Below are 17,796 nucleotides of genomic sequence, written 5' to 3'. Positions count from 1 at the left end.
CATCTCAGTAGCCACGTGGCGGGATCGCCGTCTTGTCCATCAGGAAGAATTCCGACTCAGACGGTTCAGCGAATGCATCCAGCGGTGATGCCAGCATGTCCGGATGAGGCGCAGGCTGCACCAGCCGGGGTGTTACAATGATCACCAGTTCGCTTTCATTGCGCTGGTAGCGCTTGGAAGAGAACAGCGCGCCCAGAACCGGCACATTGCTCAGCCACGGCGTCTGCCGAACATCGTTCGAATAGTCATTCTGGAGCAGGCCAGCCACGGCGAATGCCTGTCCGTCGCGAAGCTCGATCGTCGTATCGGCCCGGCGGACGGAAATGCCGGGGATCTCGATATTGGCCGCCCGGATTCCGTTGTTGCGGTCCAGAGCCGACACTTCCGGGCGAACGCGCAGATTGACAAGGCCATCACCCAGCACGGTCGGGGTAAAATCCAACCCGACACCGAATTTCTTGAACTCAACCGTGATTTCACCATTACGGGCCGCCACAGGGATCGGGAATTCGCCGCCTGCCAGGAAGCTGGCCGTGTCACCGGACAAGGCCACAAGGTTCGGTTCAGCCAGCGTACGGACAATGCCTTTTTCCTCCAGCGCGCGGAGGCGAATGTCGATATTCTCGTTTCCGACATTGGTGAACAGGGCGACGGTTTTCTCGGCCAGCCCGGAGACGGTGCCGGATTCTGTCGTTGAAACGAAATCATTTGCGTTGATGGCGTTTCCGAAACCGATTTCCTTCACCGCATTGCGGCTTGCCTCCAGGAAGCGCACTTCAAGCAGCACCTGCTGGCTCTGGCCGATAGACAGGCCATTAGCCACGCCGCCCGGCACGTAGCGTTCCGCCACCTGCAGCGCCATCTCTGCCGCCGCCGCAGTCGTCAGTTTCCCGTCCAGGAAAATGCCGTCATGCACCGGATAGACCTGAATGTCCTCTCCGGGCAGAAGATTGGACAGATCGGTCCGCAATTCATCGAGTCCGATCTCCACCTCCACATTGATCAGTTCTGCGATCTGGCCGCTGGCACCATAGATCAGAACGGTGGTTGCCCCCGGCTGCTTGCCACGCAGGAAGAAAGACTGGTTCGACGTCGCCATGGCTTCGGCAATGTCCGGATCGGCGACAACCAGTGTCGTGAATGGTGCATTCGCTTCCACAACGGCAGAACGGCCCTTTTCGACGACCAGCATTTCGTCATTTGGCGCCGCCGTCCGCTGGGTCCATGCCGCAGCCGGCACAGTGGCGAACATCATGGCCAGACAACAGGCCAGAACGATACGGTAGAAATGTCCCATCAGTCCGTTACCTTCTTCGGAGGATTGCCCGGGCTGACAGGCGCGGTAACCTCCGTCTCCTGATTACCGTTGATGACCCGCACCTGTGCGGTCGAGGGGGAATTTCGGCGTACGACCGGCGTGCGGATAACCGCAGGCTTCTTCACCTGCTCCTGCGCCGCGACGATCAGCTCCGCCTCCTCATCCCGCCCGATCAGAGCGAGGCCTAGGGCGCCGCGCTGGCTTGCTGCGCCAAGCGCCAGAGAACCTTCCGGCGTCACTTCCAGTGTGACAGTATTGGACGGCATCGCACCTTCAAGGTTTGGTTCGAAAATCTGGTCGACTGCAAGCACCGAAACATTTTTCAGAACCGGGCGCGCGATCAGATCACCGGAAATACGCATGTCTTCATTACCGCGCGCATAGGAGCTCCCCTGCCCCTCACGCGGAATGAACTCGTTGACGTCTACGCGGTCACCTGGCAGCACGAAGCCGGAAACGCCGGTATCATTCCGCACAACGATGGAAACGGCGCGCATGCCCGGCTTGATAGCGCCTGCCAGGGTCAGGGTCGCGCCGCTGAGGTCCAGCTTGCTGACATTTACCGGCTCGCCTTCGACGATCAGTCCGCGGGAATAAGCCTTCTCCGGCAGGTCATCTCCGGCAAACAGAGTGCCGGCCGGAACAATATCCGTCGGCCAGTCCACACGCTTCAGCATGGAGGGCTCAAGCAGCTCTCCGGTTTCAATTGTCCGTGCGGCAACCATAACGCCTGCCGTGGTGACGGCCGGCACGTTCGTTTCGGCGTCTGCCCGCGTGCGTTCATCAGACATATAGTAACGTCCCAGCAGGACGGCTCCTGCGCCCAGGACAACCGAAAGCCCGAGACTGATTAAGGGTGTTGTCTTCATCGCTCCCTCACTGCGCCAGGCCGGCGCGAATGCTCCGACTGTCATGGTTAGGACGTAGACGGTAAGGTCTCTTGAAGACGTGCAGATAAATCTCGAAATGTGCCGGAACGGCGCATTAACCAAGAAGCAAGGTGAATTAACCTGCCGCAAACCATAAGTCTGAATTTTTCAGAGCGATGAAATCAGGCAGAAGGTGCGCGCCCATTCCATCCGTTGGGGAATGTTATGCGCACCTCAGGCTTCAGACAGCACGCCCGCATAGTCGCCCGCATCCACATTCCCGCCACTGACCACGATACCGACCGTCTTGCCCTTCATGGTTTCCGGCAGGCATGACAATGCGCCCGCCAGTGCAGCCGCGCCGCCCGGCTCTGCGACAATCCGGAGATAGCGGAACGCCGCCCGCATTGCATCTTTCACTTGTGCATCGGTAACGGGTACGCCCCCGCCGAACAGGCGTTTGCCGATCGCGAAAGTCAGTTCACCCGGTGCCGGAGTGAGGATCGCATCGCAGATGGACCGCGTTCCAGGGGCATTTGCCTCGATACGTCCGCTGGCGAGGGACCGTCTCCAGTCGTCATGCCCTTCCGGTTCGGCCACCCAGACACGCGTGCCGGAAGAGACACCTTCCAGCGCCAGGGCAATGCCGGAGGCAAGACCGCCCCCGCCAGCCGGCGTGATCAGATAATCGAGCCGTTCGCCCGCCTCTTCCATCTGAGCTGCAAACTCCAGGCCTGCCGTGCCCTGCCCGCAAATGATGTGCGGGTCGTCGAAACTTGGCACAACAATGGCGCCGCGCTCCGCCGCAATCTGTTGGGCGATGACTTCCCGGCTTTCCGTATTGCGGTCGTAGAAGCGGATTTCTCCACCATCCGCCCGCACACCTTCGACTTTCACCGCGGGCGCATCAGACGGCATGACGATGAGGGCCGGCATGCCCAGCAGGCGCGCTGCCCGTGCAACGCCCTGCGCGTGATTGCCGGAAGAGAACGCCACGACACCCGCCGGGCGCTGCGCTTCCGGAATCTGCAACAGGCGGTTCGTCGCGCCGCGGATCTTGAAGCTGCCGGTTTCCTGCAGGCATTCCGCCTTCACGAAGAGGCGGGCGCCTGACATAGCATCAAGCACATCATGCTGAAGCACAGGCGTTTTTCGGACAAGATCGGTCAGCCGCGCTGCGGCGGCGAGGACATCTGAATGCGTCGGAAGGGAATCGAAAGCCATGGCGCTCCATAGCGCGCCATGGCCTCCGGGAAAATCAGCTTAGAGCTCTGCGGCGAATTTCTTCACCAGTTCGCGCGCACCGGCAGCCGTTTCCTCATTATCGAGGGCATGGGCCAGCACCGCTTCGAAATAGCCGACCTTGGATCCGCAATCATACGGCGCGCCTTCGAATTCATAAGCGTAAAATTCCTGGCTCTCCATCAGGGTGGCCATGGAGTCGGTGAGCTGGATCTCGCCACCGGCGCCTTTGCCCTGGTTTTCGAGGAGATCGAAGATTTCCGGCTGCAGGATGTAGCGGCCGGTTATCGCAAGGTTCGACGGCGCCGATTCGACCGGCGGCTTCTCCACCATGCCGGACATGCGGATCAGGCGCCCATCGCGCTCGACCGGAGCGATCACACCATAGGAGGACACGCGCTCTTCCGGCACCGGGTCGACCGCGACGATGTTGCCGCCGACCTTATCATAGGCCGCAACCATCTGCGCGAGGCAGGACGGTTTGCCCTTCACGATCACGTCCGGCAGCAGCACGGCGAACGGCTCGTTGCCGATGATGTCCCGGGCACACCAGACAGCGTGACCAAGTCCCAGCGGCTTTTGCTGGCGGGTAAAGCTCGCCGCGCCGGACGGCAGGCGGCTCTGCTCCACCTGTTTCAGGATGGCGTCTTTCTTCTTCGCGACGAGGGCTTCTTCCAGTTCGTAGGAATGGTCGAAATAGTCTTCGATCGCGCCTTTGTTGCGCCCCGTGACGAAAACAATGTGCTCAATGCCGGCTTCAAGCGCTTCATCGACCACATATTGAATGGCGGGGCGATCAACGACCGGAAGCATTTCCTTCGGAATCGCTTTTGTTGCCGGCAGCACACGTGTGCCGAAGCCAGCAACCGGCAGGACAGCCTTTTTTACGCGCATATCAAATCCATTTCTCGTGTATCAGGTGAAAACTGCCCTGTTTGATAAGCAATTTGCCTGCCAAGGTCACCCAAGGGCATCACCAAAACCTATCCCGGTAATGTGTCAGGCAAATGTAAGCAGGTAGAGGCCTGCGACAGACATCGATAGGCAAATCACAGCCAGCGTGGCCAGTGCACCCCGGATGGGCAACCGGTTTGCCCGGTGCAGGCGCTCTGCCAGGTGCGACTGGAGCTTCCGGGCCGGAGATCCCGCGCCATGGGCCTTGAGGTCACCGAATTGCCAGCCATGCGTTTCCCGCGCCGGGGCATTGGCCTCCGCGTCATGCGCCGCATCGGTTTCCGGATGATTGTCTTTCGGGGCTTTGAGGGCGGACACGGCAATCTCCTTCAGATTGCCGTCCCTTCTGCCATCCCAGACCCTAAGGCTTGGCTAACGCCAGATAAAAGAATGAGTTTTATCGCTAGAGCGGCAGCAGCAGATGACCACCGTCGACGACAATGTTCGAGCCGGTCATGTAGCTGCCAGCCCTGGACGACAGCAAGAGCAGCGCCCCGTCCAGTTCGTGATGCTCGCCGAAGCGCTTCATCGCGATCCGCTTGCGCATTTTGTCGCCCGCATCGGAATCGAGATAGTCGGCATTGATGTCGGTCTTGTAGTAGCCCGGCGAGATCGCATTCACGCGGATCCCGTAGCGCGCATTCTCCAGCGCCATCTGCTTCGTCAGGTGCTCGACGCCTGCCTTGGAGACGCAATATGCGGTGGTCATCATCTGCGGCTGCAGGCCGGTGATCGACGCGATATTGATGATCGAACCAGGCACGCCGGCCTCGATCATCGCATTCGTCGCGTGCTTCCCGACCCGCCAGACACCGTTCAGATTCGTATCGATGACCGCGTTCCAGTCATCTTCGCTCTGGTCGCGGAACCAGGTATCGCGCGACATACCCGAATTGCTCACAATAATATCGCAGGGACGGCCCAGCGCTTCTTTGACCTCTGCAAAAGCCCCGCTGACGCTCTCGTCAGACGTCACGTCCATCTCCACCGGCAGGGCGCGGCCGCCGGATTTGGTAATCTCTTCCGCCAGTGCTTCCAGGCGATCCATGCGGCGCGCAGCAAGCACAACATCGGCGCCAGCCTGAGACAGAACCTTCGCAAAATGGCGGCCCAATCCGCTCGATGCACCGGTCACCAAAGCGGTCTTGTCAGAAAGACTAAACAAATCCATGCCCCAAACTCCTCATTTCGCACTTGCACAACGCAAGATTCTGTCGCTACTCCTAGCATCATGAAAATATCAGTGCTGAGGGAACGACGTTCTGGTGAGACCCGTGTGGCGGCTACACCAGAGACGGTCAAGAAGCTAGTGGCCTCCGGCCACTCGGTTACAATCGAGTCCGATGCCGGCAAGACTGCCGGGTTTCTGGACTCCGCCTATGAGGAGGCAGGCGCATCCATAGCAAAGGATGCGGCGTCTGCCGTCCAGGGGGCAGACATCGTCTTCAAGGTCCGCGGACCAGAAGAAGACGAGATCGCTGCCCTTCCGGACGGGACGGCCCTGATCGCGCTCATGGAACCGTTTGCGATGGACCCGAAGGTTCTCGCAGGACTCAATGCAAAAAAGATTGCGGCGCTCTCGATGGAATTCACGCCGCGTATCACAAGGGCGCAGAGCATGGATGCGCTCTCGTCCCAGTCCAACCTCTCCGGCTATCGTGCCGTGATTGAAGGCGCGCAGATTTATGGCCGCGCCATGCCGATGATGATGACCGCCGCAGGCACGGTCGCCCCCGCAAAAGTGTTCGTGATGGGGGCCGGCGTTGCCGGTCTTCAGGCCATCGCCACCGCCCGCCGTCTCGGCGGTGTGGTTACCGCAACCGACGTGCGACCCGCCGCCAAGGAACAGGTCGCCTCACTCGGTGCGAAGTTCATCGCGGTCGAGGATGACGAGTTCAAGGCGGCAGAAACTGCTGGCGGCTATGCCAAACAAATGTCGCCTGAATACCAGGCCAAACAAGCTGAACTGACGGCCAGCCACATCGCAAAACAGGACATTGTCGTCACCACGGCGCTCATCCCGGGCCGGGCTGCGCCCGTCCTCATCACCGAGGATATGGTGAAAAGCATGAAGCCGGGATCCGTCATCGTCGACATGGCGGTGGCGCAGGGCGGCAACTGCCCGCTATCGAAGCCGGATGAGATTGTCGATGTCGGCGGCGTGAAAGTGGCCGGGTTCTCGAACCTGCCCGCCCGCCTGCCCGCAGACTCGTCCTCGCTTTACGCCAAGAACCTGCTCGCCTTCCTGCCGCTCGTGACGGCCGAAGACGGCAGCCTCAATCTCGACACCGATGACGAAGTCGTCGTCGCCATGCTCCTCACCCGGGGCGGCGACACGGTGAACGAAAGGATCCAATCATGAAACGCGCACTCCTGACCCTCGTCGCGGCCAGCGTTGCGCTGCCCGCCTTTGCCGATGGCGGCGGAATCGATTCCACCGTCTTCCTGGCCGCCATCTTCGCGCTGGCCTGTTTCGTCGGCTATTATGTCGTGTGGAGCGTCACCCCGGCCCTGCACACGCCGCTGATGGCTGTGACCAATGCCATTTCGTCCGTGATCGTTGTCGGCGCACTTGTCGCTGCGGCTACGGTCGGCCTCAACTCCGACAACTGGGTCTCCAAGATCCTCGGCACGGTCGCCGTCGCGCTTGCCAGCGTGAACATTTTCGGCGGCTTCCTCGTCACCCAGCGCATGCTGGCCATGTACAAGAAGAAGGGGGACTAATTCATGGACTCCTTCCACTCCACCTGGGCGCCGCTGCTCTATCTGATCGCCGGCATCCTCTTCATTCTGGCCCTTCGCGGCCTTTCCAGCCCTGCCACCAGCCGCGCGGGCAACCGCAACGGCATGATCGGCATGGCCATCGCCGTGGGCACCACGCTCGCCCTTCTCTGGGGTGATCTTGACCTCACCACATGGGGCCTGATCCTGGCTGGTGTTGCCGTGGGCGGCATCATCGGCGCAATCATTGCCCGCCGCATCCCCATGACGGCGATGCCTCAGCTTGTTGCCGCGTTCCATAGCCTTGTCGGCATGGCCGCCGTGCTCGTGGCCGCAGCGGCCTTCTACTCGCCGATCCAGTTCGGCATCGCAGGCGATGTCGGCATCAAGGGCGCATCCCTGATCGAACTCGGTCTTGGCTCAGCGATCGGTGCCCTCACCTTCACCGGCTCGGTCATCGCGTTTGCGAAACTGAACGGCAATATGAGCGGTGCGCCGATCATGCTGCCAGCCCGCCACCTGCTGAACATCCTGATTGGTCTCGGCATTATTGGCCTGCTTGGCTACCTGATTTCCGTGAACGGACAGGCACCGTGGGCCTTCTGGGGCCTCACAGTGCTCGCCCTGATCCTCGGCATCACGCTGATCATCCCGATCGGCGGGGCCGACATGCCGGTCGTCGTGTCGATGCTGAACTCCTATTCGGGTTGGGCGGCTGCCGCCCTCGGCTTCACGCTTGGAAATTTTGCCCTGATCATCACGGGCGCCCTTGTCGGCTCCTCCGGTGCGATCCTCTCCTACATCATGTGCAAAGGCATGAACCGTAGCTTCATCTCGGTGATCCTCGGTGGCTTCGGTGCTGACGATTCTGCAGCAGGCGCAGGTGGCCCGGCCGTCGACCGCCCGTTCAAGAAGGGCTCTGCCGACGATGCGGCCTTCATCATGAAGAACGCCTCCAAGGTCATCATCGTGCCGGGCTACGGCATGGCTGTGGCGCAGGCCCAGCACGCGCTGAAGGAAATGGCGGAGCTGCTGAAGGAGGAAGGCGTCGAAGTGAAGTATGCCATCCACCCGGTCGCAGGCCGGATGCCGGGGCACATGAACGTGCTGCTGGCTGAAGCCCAGGTGCCCTATGACGAAGTGTTCGAGCTGGAGGACATCAACTCCGAATTCTCGACCGCGGATGTGGCCTTCGTCATCGGCGCCAATGACGTGACCAACCCGTCAGCCAAGACGGACAAATCCTCGCCGATCTACGGGATGCCGGTGCTCGACGTTGAGAACGCCCGCACCGTGCTGTTCGTTAAGCGCTCGATGGGCTCCGGCTATGCCGGTGTCGATAACCCGCTCTTCTTCAACGACAACACAATGATGTTGCTCGCTGACGCGAAGAAGATGGTGGAAGACATCGTCAAGTCGCTCTAGGGCGTCAGTCCTTCGGTGTAACGCCCGGATCCGTCTGCGCGTAAGCGTCTTCGAGTTCCTGCGTATTCAGGGTTTCGCGGTTGGCCGTTTCCTCGGCCGGCCGCGCGCCCTTGTCGGCGTTCAGCGTATCGGGCGCATTCGGAAAACGTTCGTCACGCGGCATGAGGACCGGATTGTTGCCCTCGTCGATGCGCTCCTGCACGCTCTCATCTTTCGGACGGTCCTTCTGACCGTCATCGCGCAGAACGCCATGATTGCCTTCCGTTTCCTTGTTTGTGGGGGCCATATCGGTTGCATAGCGGGTCATGTCGGTGCTCCTTTCAGGATACCAACGTGCAGGTCGGCGCCTCTGTTCCGATATAGACCGCGCCGTCCTCAGTCCTGCGACCGCAAGGCGCCGAGCCGTTCCGTCGCGACAGTATCCGGGGCACACGCCAGAGCGCCCGGGTCAGCCCGCAGATGCCGCGACAGGTCCGCCACGCGGATCCCGTCGATCTCCCGGTCCGGCGCGATTTCGGCCAGCGGGTCCATCACGAAGCGCCGCTCCATCATACGCGCATGCGGAATGGTCAGGGTTGGCGTATCCATGTCCACGCCGTCCATCAGGAGGATGTCGATATCGATCTCGCGCGGCCCCCAGCGCTCGCGCACCTCTCGCCCCAGCTCCCGCTCGATACGTTTGCACACGTCCAGCAGATCAAGCGGCGCCAGATCCGTTTCGATCTGCACACAGATGTTGAAGAAGTCGGGCTGATCAGTGACGCCCCAGGCCTTCGAGGTGTAGACGCGGGAGAGCTGGCCGAGACAAATCCCTTCCGCCTCCTCCAGCTGCGCCAGCGCGCGTGCCAGATAGTCTTCCCGGTCGCCCAGATTGGTTCCCAGCGCGAGAAAGGCCTCAGCCATCACGGCTCCGCGTAATGACCACACCCACATGATCGACAAAGTGCCGGATCGGCGCGGACGGTTTGCGAACCGTCACCGTGATCCGCTCCACAAGTGGCTGGTCTTCCAGCACGGCGAACGCGATCCGCTCTGCAAATGTTTCGATGAGATTGAAAACTGTCTCCCCGGACAGACGCTCAGCCAGATCGCACAGTTCGCCATAGTGAACCGTCTCAGACATCTCGTCCTTGCGGGCCGCCTGCGGCTTCAGCTCGCAATCCAGGTCGATATAGAATTTTTGCCCGAGGGAGTTTTCAGCCTTGTGAAGCCCGTGAAACCCATGAAGGCACAGATTGGTGACGAATACGCGGTCGGTCATTTTGCTTTCTCGATTGCTTCCAACATGTTGAGGGCTTCGCGGTGCGCAGCAACATCGTGCACCCGCAGGATGGATGCGCCGCGGCTGACGCTGTCCAGATTGGCGGCAAGCGTCCCGATCAACCGGTCGCCGACAGGGTTGCCCGTCAGGCGCCCGATAAAGGACTTCCGGGACACGCCGACCAGAACCGGGCGCCCGGTGTCCGTGAGCACATCGAGATTGGCCAGGACACCGAAATTCTGTTCGTAGGTTTTCCCGAACCCGACGCCCGGGTCGAGGATCACATGCTCGCGCGGAATGCCGTGCGCATCCGCCTCGGCAAAGCTCTCGGCAAAGAAGCTGGCCATGTCGTCACGCAGATTGATCGTGCCGTCTGCCTTGCCGCGATTGTAGGTCACAACGACAAGACTGGCCGTTTCAGACACCGCTGCAGCCATGTCAGGGTCACGCGTCATGCCCCAGACGTCATTTATGATCACAGCGCCTGCGGCGGCCGCCTGGCGTGCGACAGACGCCTTGTAGGTATCGATGGACAGCGGCAGCGCGCCAGCTTCCGAAAGCGCAGCAATCGCGCCTGAGACCCGGCGCCATTCTTCTTCGGCATCCACCTCGTCGGCATTCGGGCGCGTCGACTCTCCGCCGACATCGATGATATCCGCACCTTCCTGCTGCATCTGTTCCGCATGGCGTAGCGCCTCGGCCAGCCCGTAATGCTCGCCGCCATCCGAGAAGGAATCCGGCGTCACGTTCAGGATGCCCATCAGCATCACCCGCCCACCGGTCAGCCGGTGCAGCAACTCTTCCCGGATTGTCTTGCGGACGGCGTTGTCCATACCGGCCCCTCGCGCGGTGAAAGCGCGGATATAACAGGCCAATCCGGTGCGGCAAACTGAGGTTTCAGCACGCCATTGCCGCGCCACAGGAAGAGAGTAAGCTTTACGTTCTCTTCGAGGAGCCTCCCCCATGAAATATCTGAAGTCATCCCTCAGCCTCTGCGCCCTGCTCGCCCTGGCCGCCGTGCCCGCCTCGGCACAGGAAAAGCGCGCGATCACGGTCGACGATCTGCTGGCAATCCGGGATGTCTCCTCAGTGGACCTCAGCCCGGACGGGGCCTGGGCTGCCTACACCGTCAAACGCAACGACATGGACGAGGACAAGACCTTCACCCGTATCTGGATGGTCTCCATGGAAGACGGCACCGTCCTGCCGCTGACCGGCGAAACCTACAGCGCGAGCGACCCGCAATGGAGCCCGGACGGATCGCAACTCGCCTTCCTGGCCGCCCGTGACGATCTCGACGAGGAAGCGGCCACGCAGGTCTGGACGCTGGACATGCGCGGCGGCGAGGCCTTGGCCTACACTGATGTGACCCAAGGCGTGGACGGCTTCGAATGGGCCCCGGACGGCAAGCGCATGGCCCTGCTCATCACCGATGAGAGTGACAACGCCAAGGCAGACCGGGAGGCCAAAGCCAATGGCGATACGCCGAAGGAACATCCCTACGTCATCGATCGCCTGCAGTTCAAAGAAGACGGGGTCGGCTATCTGGACCGCACCTATACCCATCTTTACGTAACCGCCGGCCGCAATGAGGAACCTGTCCAGCTGACCTTCGGCCAGCGCGATGACAGCGAGCCGGACTGGAGCCCCGACGGCAAGCAGATCGCCTATGTCAGCAACCATACCGAAGAACCGGACGACAATTTCAATTCCGACATCTTCACCATTCCGGCAGACACCTCGGCCGCGCCAGCCGATCCCCGGCAACTCACCTTCAACCCGGGGACCGATGCATCGCCGGACTGGAGCCCGGACGGAAAGTCCATCGCTTACACCGCCCAGATCCAGCCGGAGCTTGTCTGGTATGCCACCATTCACCTGGCCGTCGTGCCCGCCGATGGCGGCAAGGAAGAGGTTTTGACCGAGGCGCTGGACCGGAACGTCTATTCCCCGGCCTTCTCCGAGGATGGGCGGACCATCTACTTCCTTAGCGAAGACTCCGGCACACAGCCGGTGTCAGCCTACGACCTGAGAAAGAATTCGATCCGCAAAGTCATCGACGGCGAACTGGCCGTCACAGGCTTCGACCTCGGACCGAAGGGCACGATGGCCGCCGTGGTGTCGACCCCGGCTGTGCCCAGCGACATCTTCTTCAGCGACAAGCGTGGAAAGCTCAGCCAGGTGACGCACACCAATGCGGATCTGCTGAACCAGCTGTCGCTATCCACGCCGCAATTCGTCGACTTCACGAATCCTGATGGCGATACGGTGCAGGAATTCATCTACCCGGCGCTGGGCATAAGCGGAAACGCCGTGCCTCCGGCCATCCTGCGCATCCACGGCGGCCCTGTGGCGCAGTTTGACTATGGCTTTGACCCATTTGCCCAGATCTATGCCGCCAATGGCTACACGACCGTCATGGTCAATCCACGCGGCTCCAGCGGGCGCGGGCAGGACTATGCGTCCGCCATCTGGGCCGACTGGGGCAACCGGGACTTTGCCGACGTCATGGCCGGTGTCGACAAGGCCGTGGAAATGGGCCTGGCCGATGAAAACCGTCTCGGCGTCGGCGGCTGGTCCTATGGCGGCATTCTCACCAATTACGTGATCACAAAGACCGGCCGGTTCAAAGGCGCCGTCAGCGGCGCCAGCGAGGCGAACTATACGGCCAATTACGGCCACGACATCTATCAGCGCGAATGGGTGATGGAACTCGGCCTGCCCTGGGAGAACCAGTCCGAATGGCACCGGATCTCGCCCTTCTACCAGATCGGCAATGTCACCACACCCAGCCTGTTCATCGGCGGCGGCGCGGACTGGAACGTGCCGATTCTCAATTCGGAGGAAATGTACCAGGCCCTTCGCAAGCGCGGCATCGAAACCGGGCTGGTCGTGTATCCGGGCGAAGACCATTCAATCGGACGGCCAAGCTTTGTCGCAGACCGCTACCAGCGCTATGTTGGCTGGTACGATAACCATGTGAAGGGAGAGTGAGGGGAGAAGATGGTGTGCCCTGCAGGGTTCGAACCTGCGACCTACTGATTAAAAGTCAGTTGCTCTACCAGCTGAGCTAAGGGCACGCCAGAGCGGCCCATTTAGAGAAGGGTTCGGGACTGGTCAACACCCGCCTGCACCCAATCGCCACAAGTCGTCACATTTCTTCTCTCAAACTGAAATCATGAGATATTCCATCCTGATCCTGCCCGCCCTCTTTCTGGCTGCAGCCTGTGCCAGCAGCCCCGAACCTGCCCCTGCGGAAAATGACGCGGCCTCCCAGGGGGTCGTAAAGAACACCGAAGCGGCAGCTGGCAGCGCTTACACCCAGACAAAAGACGGTATTCCCGATGCCGCCATGTCCCCGCTGGAGGATCTGAACCTGAAGCGCGACCCGATTCCCGTTGTCCTGCAGGGGATCGAAAGCCCCTATGACGTGCCGGAAGACATTGGCTGTTCCGAAATCACGCTGATGCTGGCGGAGCTGGACGCTGCGCTCGGGCCAGACTGGGATACCGAAAACCCCGACGAGCGCCTGCGGACGGAAAAACTGGCTGATGAAGCCTCCGATGCAGCGCTCGACACGATTTCGTCGACCGCCAGCGGCCTGATTCCCTTCCGCAGCCTCGTGCGGCGCGCGACGGGGGCCTATGCCTATCAGAAGAAGTACAATCAGGCCTTCCGGCTCGGCGCCCAGCGCAGGGCCTATCTGAAGGGCGTTGGCCTCGCCCGGAACTGTCCGCCGCCTGCCCGGCCGAACCCGGTTGAAGCAGAGCCCGACAAGACCCTGTTCAAAGGCGACACACCGGACTAACCAGGCTCACCCTCGGAGGCGCGGGGCTTCGACTTTGTGGAGGCCCAGGCGTCACTGAGCCGCGCTCTCAGCGTCTCGAACCGTCCTTCGGCGATGGACGTCCGGATCTCCTGCATCAGGGCCTGGAAGAAGGCTGTGTTGTGCCAGCTCAGCAGCATTGGCCCCAGATACTCCCCCGCCCGGAACAGGTGGTGGTAATAGGCGCGCGGATAGTCGCGGCTGGCCGGGCAGTCGACGGCGTCATCCAGCGGGGAGAGGTCCTCCGCGAATTTCGCATTCTTGACGTTCACCGGCCCGGCCCAGGTCCAGGCCTGTCCGTGGCGCCCGGACCGGGTCGGCAGCACGCAATCGAACATGTCGATACCGCGGGCCACGCTCTCCACCAGGTCGATCGGCTTGCCCACCCCCATCACGTAACGCGGCATGCCATCCGGCAGGTGCGGCACGGTCATGTCGATCGTCTCGCACATCTGCGCATGCCCCTCGCCCACCGCGAGACCGCCAAGCGCAATCCCGCCGAACCCTTGCGACACGACCCCTTTTGCGGACCGTTCGCGCAGATCGGCAAAGTTCGAGCCCTGAATGATGCCAAACAGCGTCTGCGCATCCCGTTCGCCGAACGCATCGAGGCTGCGCTCGCCCCATCGCAGGGAGAGTTCGAGGCTCTCTTCTGCCTGCTCATGCGTGCACGGATAATCGGTGCACTCGTCAAGCTGCATGGAGATGTCGGCGCCAAGCAGGTCTGCCTGGATCTCGATGCTGCGCGCCGGGTCCAGCCGGTGCGTGGAGCCATCGATATGGCTCTGGAAGGTCACCCCGTCGGCATCCATCTTGCGCAGCTGGGCGAGACTCCACACCTGAAAGCCGCCGCTATCGGTCAGCATCGGACCGTCCCAGTGCGCGAATTTGTGCAGACCACCCAGACGGCTGACCCGTTCGGCACCGGGGCGCAGCATCAGGTGGTAGGTATTGCCGAGGATGATGTCTGCCCCGGCGCCCTTCACCTGATCCATATAGAGCGCTTTCACGGTGCCCGCTGTCCCCACGGGCATAAAGGCCGGCGTGCGGATGTCGCCGCGCGGCGTTTTCAGCACGCCCGTGCGCGCCTTGCCCTCGCGGGCCTTGATCTCAAACGGAAAGGTTGTCATGCGCGGCGTATAAGCGAGCTTTGCCGCCCGGCAAAGCCCGCCCGCTCACCGACAGCTCAGCGCTTCGCGATCACCAGAGACTGGACCGCCCGGCCGAAGGGTCCATGCTGGTCCGACAATTCCCCGAAGCCTAGCCCGCGGCCATCCGGGCCGATCCAGGAATTGGCCTCCAGCTTGATCCATTCGCCCACAGGCTCGCGCGCGAAGTGCAGCGTCAGGTCGGCATTGATATAGGTCCAAACGTCAAAATCGAGCGTCGAGCCGAACCCGTTGCAATAGTCGCCCGTCGCCGCCGCCCGCATCAGCGGCGTCGTCTCCTGGCTGTCCAGGAAAGGCCGTTTGATGTGGAACCAGACCGCCTTGCGCGAGACGGCCGCCGGGTCTTCCGTGCGCATCTCCACCGCCGTATTGAAACCGACCGCACGCGGGAAGCCGATGGGCGTTTCCGGAATGGTGCCCTCAATTTCCGGCATCGCCGACTCTTCCGGCAGCTTCAGCTCTTCCTTGCGGATCTTCAGCGCCGAGGCCCGGACAACCTGCTTGCCATTGGCGGACAGGATGATTTCCGAGGTCTGAATGTTGCGCCCTTCGCGGGTAATGTTCACATCGATGTCCAGCATCCCCACAGGCACCGGGCGCTGCAGGTCGATGGTCAGGCGCGTTACCGACATCGGCACTTCGCTCGGCAAATTCTGCACAATACTGGCAATCAGGCCAGACGGCGCGCCGCCATGCAGCATGCGCGGATCCCAAGGTCCTGCGCCATGTTCGGTGGCGATCACATAGTCCTTTTTCCGGTAAAAATAGGGGTCCAAATCATGTTCCTTTCAAATCCGGTCTTGCCGGACAGTGGCAACCGCACCTGCCCCTAGGGCGGTCAACACGGATCACGGCAGGAAAAGGCAGAGGCGAGCGCGTCATGCCGCGCCCGCCTCTTTCCGTCAGAAATGTCCGCTTTCGGCCAGCCGTCCTGCTGCCTCAGGCGACCGTCGCATTGCGGCGGATATTGGTCGTCTTGGGCTGGCAGAATTCCAGCAGGCCATGCTCGCCGCCTTCCCCGCCAATGCCGGACTGTTTCGCCCCGCCGAACACGGCGTGCGGCGACAGGTGCTGGGTCTCGTTGATCCACACCGTGCCGGTTTCCAGCTGGTCGGCAATTTCCTGCGCCTTGGCGATGTCTGCACTCCAGACCGAGGCGCCGAGGCCGTAGATCGTATCATTGGCACGGCTGACGACTTCATCGAGATTGTCGAACGACATCAGCGGCAGGACCGGCCCGAACTGTTCCTCCTGAACGATACGCGCATCTTCGGGCGGATTGTCGAGGATGGTCACCGGCACGAAATAGCCCGGCGCCGTGGAGGCTTCGCCGCCGATCAGGAATTTGTAGCCCTTGTCTTTCGAATCCTGGATCAGGTCCAGCACACGCTGATACTGCGCCTTGTTCTGGATCGGCCCGATCTGCGTGCCCTGCTGGGAGCCGTCGCCAACCTTCACGGTCTTGGCATATTCCACCAGCGCGGCCTTCAGCGGCTCGTAAATGTCCTTGTGCACATACATGCGCTTCGTCGCGATGCAGATCTGCCCGGTGTTCTGGAATGCCGCCCAGAACAGCTGCTGCGCGACGGCCTCAACGTTCACGTCCGGCATGACGATGGCCGCGTCATTGCCGCCGAGTTCCAGCGTCACCTTCTTCAGCTCTTTCGAGGCCCCTTCCATCACTTTGCGGCCCGTCTGGGTCGATCCGGTGAAGCTGATCTTGTCGATGCCGGAATGGCCGGTCAGCCAGGGGCCGAGCCGGTCATCGCCAGAGACGACATTCAGCACACCCGCAGGCACCACATCGCGGATCAGTTCCACAAGGCGCAGCGTCGTCAGCGGTGTCGTCGGCGCCGGCTTCAGCACGATTGTGTTCCCGGCCAGCAGCGCAGGTGCCAGTTTGAACGCAGCCAGGATGATCGGGAAGTTCCACGGCACAATGGCCGCGACAACGCCAATCGGCTCATAGCGGGTGACCGTGTAGCGCTCGTCATCGTCCTGCGAAACGACTTCCGGAATGTCCAGCTTGGCCGTTTCGGCAAACCAGTGGGCGCCGCCCAGCACGTCGCCCATCGCCTGCTCGAACGGCTTGCCCTGTTCCCGCGTCAGAAGGCGGGCCAGCTCTTCGCCGTTCTGTGCAATGACACCGGCAATCGCCAGCATGACTTCCTTGCGCTTCTCGATGGGCGTCTTGCGCCAGCCCGGCAGCGCCGCGCGCGCAGCGGCGACCGCCTCATCGAGCTCCGCCTGCGTGCAATTGGGCGCCTCGGCAAACACTTCGCCCAGGGCCGGATTCTCCACCCCGAATGTCTCGGCGCCGGCGACGGCCTTGCCATTGATTGTCATCGTGAATTTCATGTCGGCACTCATGGTGCAGGCCTCCCATCTTTTGTTTTTTACGTTTCCTCTGAAGCGATCCTAACAGAACCATCCCGCCGGAACAGCGCGAAAACAATGCCGCGCCCGCCTCTCGCTGCGTCAATCCACGCCGGATTTGCACCATATGGGGATAGTTCCGCCCCAATCCCACACCCGCACCGTGTCATCCCGGAAAACGCGAAGCGTTTATCCGGGACCTTCTTGCTGGTGTGCGCACAACAGGAACAAGGTCCCGGATAAGCCCTGCGGGCTTTCCGGGATGACACTGGGGGGAGTGATCTGAATTCGTCTGATAGGGCTCGCCCCCATCTTTGAGGGCATGCATCCTGACCTTCAACGCTACTTTACCCATGTCTGGCCGCTCTTCTGGCCCTGGCTGGTGTGGAACCTGGTGCGCGTCGCCCGCTGGCACGCACGCACCGGGCGCGAAGCGCTGATGGCGGTGGACTGTTTTGGAAACATCCGGCTCGTCTGTCTGGCCGATGCCCCGCCGCCCGATGATCTCTATACATATGAAGCGCCGCGCACTCCGCGCTGGAAACATCCTGCCCTTGGCAGCGATGTGCCTGTCTCGCTTTGTGGCTGCGTGCGCGCGCAGTCCGTTATAGTCCGTCATGATCCGGATAAGTCCG

General features: G+C 61.7%; 18 protein-coding genes, 1 tRNA gene and 1 pseudogene. 6 read left to right on the top strand and 14 right to left on the bottom strand.

Features of this window, described 5'->3' with window-relative positions:
• Nucleotides 1-4: 4 nt before the first annotated feature.
• The 6 genes from HJA_RS11650 to HJA_RS11625 form a co-directional block, all read right to left on the bottom strand.
• Nucleotides 5-1,297, bottom strand: a complete 1,293-nt coding sequence (locus tag HJA_RS11650; RefSeq protein ID WP_051597618.1) for a type II and III secretion system protein family protein — start codon at nt 1,295-1,297, stop codon at nt 5-7.
• Nucleotides 1,297-2,187: a Flp pilus assembly protein CpaB gene (gene cpaB, locus HJA_RS11645; RefSeq protein WP_035582441.1), complete on the bottom strand. Its 891-nt coding sequence runs from the start codon at nt 2,185-2,187 to the stop codon at nt 1,297-1,299. Before cpaB ends, HJA_RS11650 begins: the two co-directional genes overlap by 1 nt.
• Before the next feature lie 234 nt (nt 2,188-2,421).
• Complete coding sequence (locus HJA_RS11640) at nt 2,422-3,411, bottom strand: threonine ammonia-lyase (protein WP_035582439.1); 990 nt, start codon at nt 3,409-3,411, stop codon at nt 2,422-2,424.
• Between the two features lie 39 nt (nt 3,412-3,450).
• Entirely contained in the window at nt 3,451-4,323 is an 873-nt protein-coding gene (galU, locus tag HJA_RS11635) for a UTP--glucose-1-phosphate uridylyltransferase GalU (protein WP_035582437.1), read from the bottom strand.
• A gap of 105 nt (nt 4,324-4,428) precedes the next feature.
• Complete coding sequence (locus HJA_RS11630; protein WP_035582435.1) at nt 4,429-4,701, bottom strand: hypothetical protein; 273 nt, start codon at nt 4,699-4,701, stop codon at nt 4,429-4,431.
• Nucleotides 4,702-4,786: 85 nt separating this feature from the next.
• Nucleotides 4,787-5,554, bottom strand: coding sequence for an SDR family NAD(P)-dependent oxidoreductase (locus HJA_RS11625; RefSeq protein ID WP_035582433.1), 768 nt, complete (start codon nt 5,552-5,554; stop codon nt 4,787-4,789).
• A gap of 60 nt (nt 5,555-5,614) precedes the next feature.
• Between HJA_RS11625 and HJA_RS11620 the strand changes: the two genes are divergently transcribed.
• From HJA_RS11620 to HJA_RS11610, 3 genes are read left to right on the top strand one after another with little or no spacing between them, the layout of a single operon-like run.
• Nucleotides 5,615-6,745 (top strand): Re/Si-specific NAD(P)(+) transhydrogenase subunit alpha, encoded by a 1,131-nt coding sequence (locus HJA_RS11620; protein WP_035582430.1) that lies wholly within the window; start codon nt 5,615-5,617, stop codon nt 6,743-6,745.
• Nucleotides 6,742-7,107: a proton-translocating transhydrogenase family protein gene (locus HJA_RS11615; RefSeq protein ID WP_081814673.1), complete on the top strand. Its 366-nt coding sequence runs from the start codon at nt 6,742-6,744 to the stop codon at nt 7,105-7,107. Before HJA_RS11620 ends, HJA_RS11615 begins: the two co-directional genes overlap by 4 nt.
• Before the next feature lie 3 nt (nt 7,108-7,110).
• Nucleotides 7,111-8,529, top strand: a complete 1,419-nt coding sequence (locus tag HJA_RS11610; protein ID WP_035582427.1) for an NAD(P)(+) transhydrogenase (Re/Si-specific) subunit beta — start codon at nt 7,111-7,113, stop codon at nt 8,527-8,529.
• A gap of 4 nt (nt 8,530-8,533) precedes the next feature.
• Here the strand turns inward: HJA_RS11610 and HJA_RS11605 are convergent, their stop codons facing one another.
• The 4 genes from HJA_RS11605 to folP all read right to left on the bottom strand — a co-directional run bounded on the left by HJA_RS11605 (nt 8,534) and on the right by folP (nt 10,623).
• On the bottom strand, nt 8,534-8,836 hold the full coding sequence (locus HJA_RS11605; protein WP_035582424.1) for a hypothetical protein: 303 nt from the start codon (nt 8,834-8,836) through the stop codon (nt 8,534-8,536).
• 68 nt (nt 8,837-8,904) lie between these two features.
• Nucleotides 8,905-9,432, bottom strand: a complete 528-nt coding sequence (gene folK / locus HJA_RS11600) for a 2-amino-4-hydroxy-6-hydroxymethyldihydropteridine diphosphokinase (protein WP_051597617.1) — start codon at nt 9,430-9,432, stop codon at nt 8,905-8,907.
• Complete coding sequence (gene folB, locus HJA_RS11595) at nt 9,425-9,790, bottom strand: dihydroneopterin aldolase (protein ID WP_035582421.1); 366 nt, start codon at nt 9,788-9,790, stop codon at nt 9,425-9,427. Before folB ends, folK begins: the two co-directional genes overlap by 8 nt.
• Nucleotides 9,787-10,623 (bottom strand): dihydropteroate synthase, encoded by an 837-nt coding sequence (gene folP / locus HJA_RS11590; RefSeq protein ID WP_199285801.1) that lies wholly within the window; start codon nt 10,621-10,623, stop codon nt 9,787-9,789. The genes folB and folP overlap by 4 nt, the downstream gene beginning before the upstream one ends.
• Nucleotides 10,624-10,753: 130 nt before the next feature.
• Between folP and HJA_RS11585 the strand changes: the two genes are divergently transcribed.
• Nucleotides 10,754-12,784 (top strand): S9 family peptidase, encoded by a 2,031-nt coding sequence (locus HJA_RS11585; RefSeq protein WP_081814671.1) that lies wholly within the window; start codon nt 10,754-10,756, stop codon nt 12,782-12,784.
• A gap of 10 nt (nt 12,785-12,794) precedes the next feature.
• Here the strand turns inward: HJA_RS11585 and HJA_RS11580 are convergent.
• Nucleotides 12,795-12,870: transfer RNA gene (locus tag HJA_RS11580), tRNA-Lys, on the bottom strand.
• A gap of 98 nt (nt 12,871-12,968) precedes the next feature.
• On the opposite strand from HJA_RS11580, the gene HJA_RS11575 reads away from it, so the two are divergent.
• Nucleotides 12,969-13,598, top strand: a complete 630-nt coding sequence (locus tag HJA_RS11575) for a hypothetical protein (RefSeq protein WP_035582419.1) — start codon at nt 12,969-12,971, stop codon at nt 13,596-13,598.
• Here HJA_RS11575 and tgt read toward each other — a convergent pair.
• From tgt to HJA_RS11560, 3 genes are all read right to left on the bottom strand, one after another.
• A complete protein-coding gene (tgt, locus tag HJA_RS11570) occupies nt 13,595-14,746 on the bottom strand; it encodes a tRNA guanosine(34) transglycosylase Tgt (protein ID WP_035582417.1) in 1,152 nt (383 codons plus the stop codon). The genes HJA_RS11575 and tgt overlap by 4 nt on opposite strands.
• 56 nt (nt 14,747-14,802) lie before the next feature.
• Nucleotides 14,803-15,561: a thioesterase family protein gene (locus HJA_RS11565; protein ID WP_035582415.1), complete on the bottom strand. Its 759-nt coding sequence runs from the start codon at nt 15,559-15,561 to the stop codon at nt 14,803-14,805.
• A gap of 163 nt (nt 15,562-15,724) precedes the next feature.
• Nucleotides 15,725-17,155, bottom strand: coding sequence for an aldehyde dehydrogenase family protein (locus HJA_RS11560; protein WP_035582411.1), 1,431 nt, complete (start codon nt 17,153-17,155; stop codon nt 15,725-15,727).
• A gap of 328 nt (nt 17,156-17,483) precedes the next feature.
• Between HJA_RS11560 and HJA_RS11555 the strand changes: the two are divergent.
• A pseudogene (locus HJA_RS11555) lies at nt 17,484-17,796 on the top strand (hypothetical protein); the annotation flags it as partial.

Source organism: Hyphomonas jannaschiana VP2, from assembly GCF_000685215.1.
Classification (GTDB): domain Bacteria; phylum Pseudomonadota; class Alphaproteobacteria; order Caulobacterales; family Hyphomonadaceae; genus Hyphomonas; species Hyphomonas jannaschiana.
Note: the sequence above shows the minus strand (reverse complement) of the source record. Positions and strands in the feature narration are given on the sequence as shown.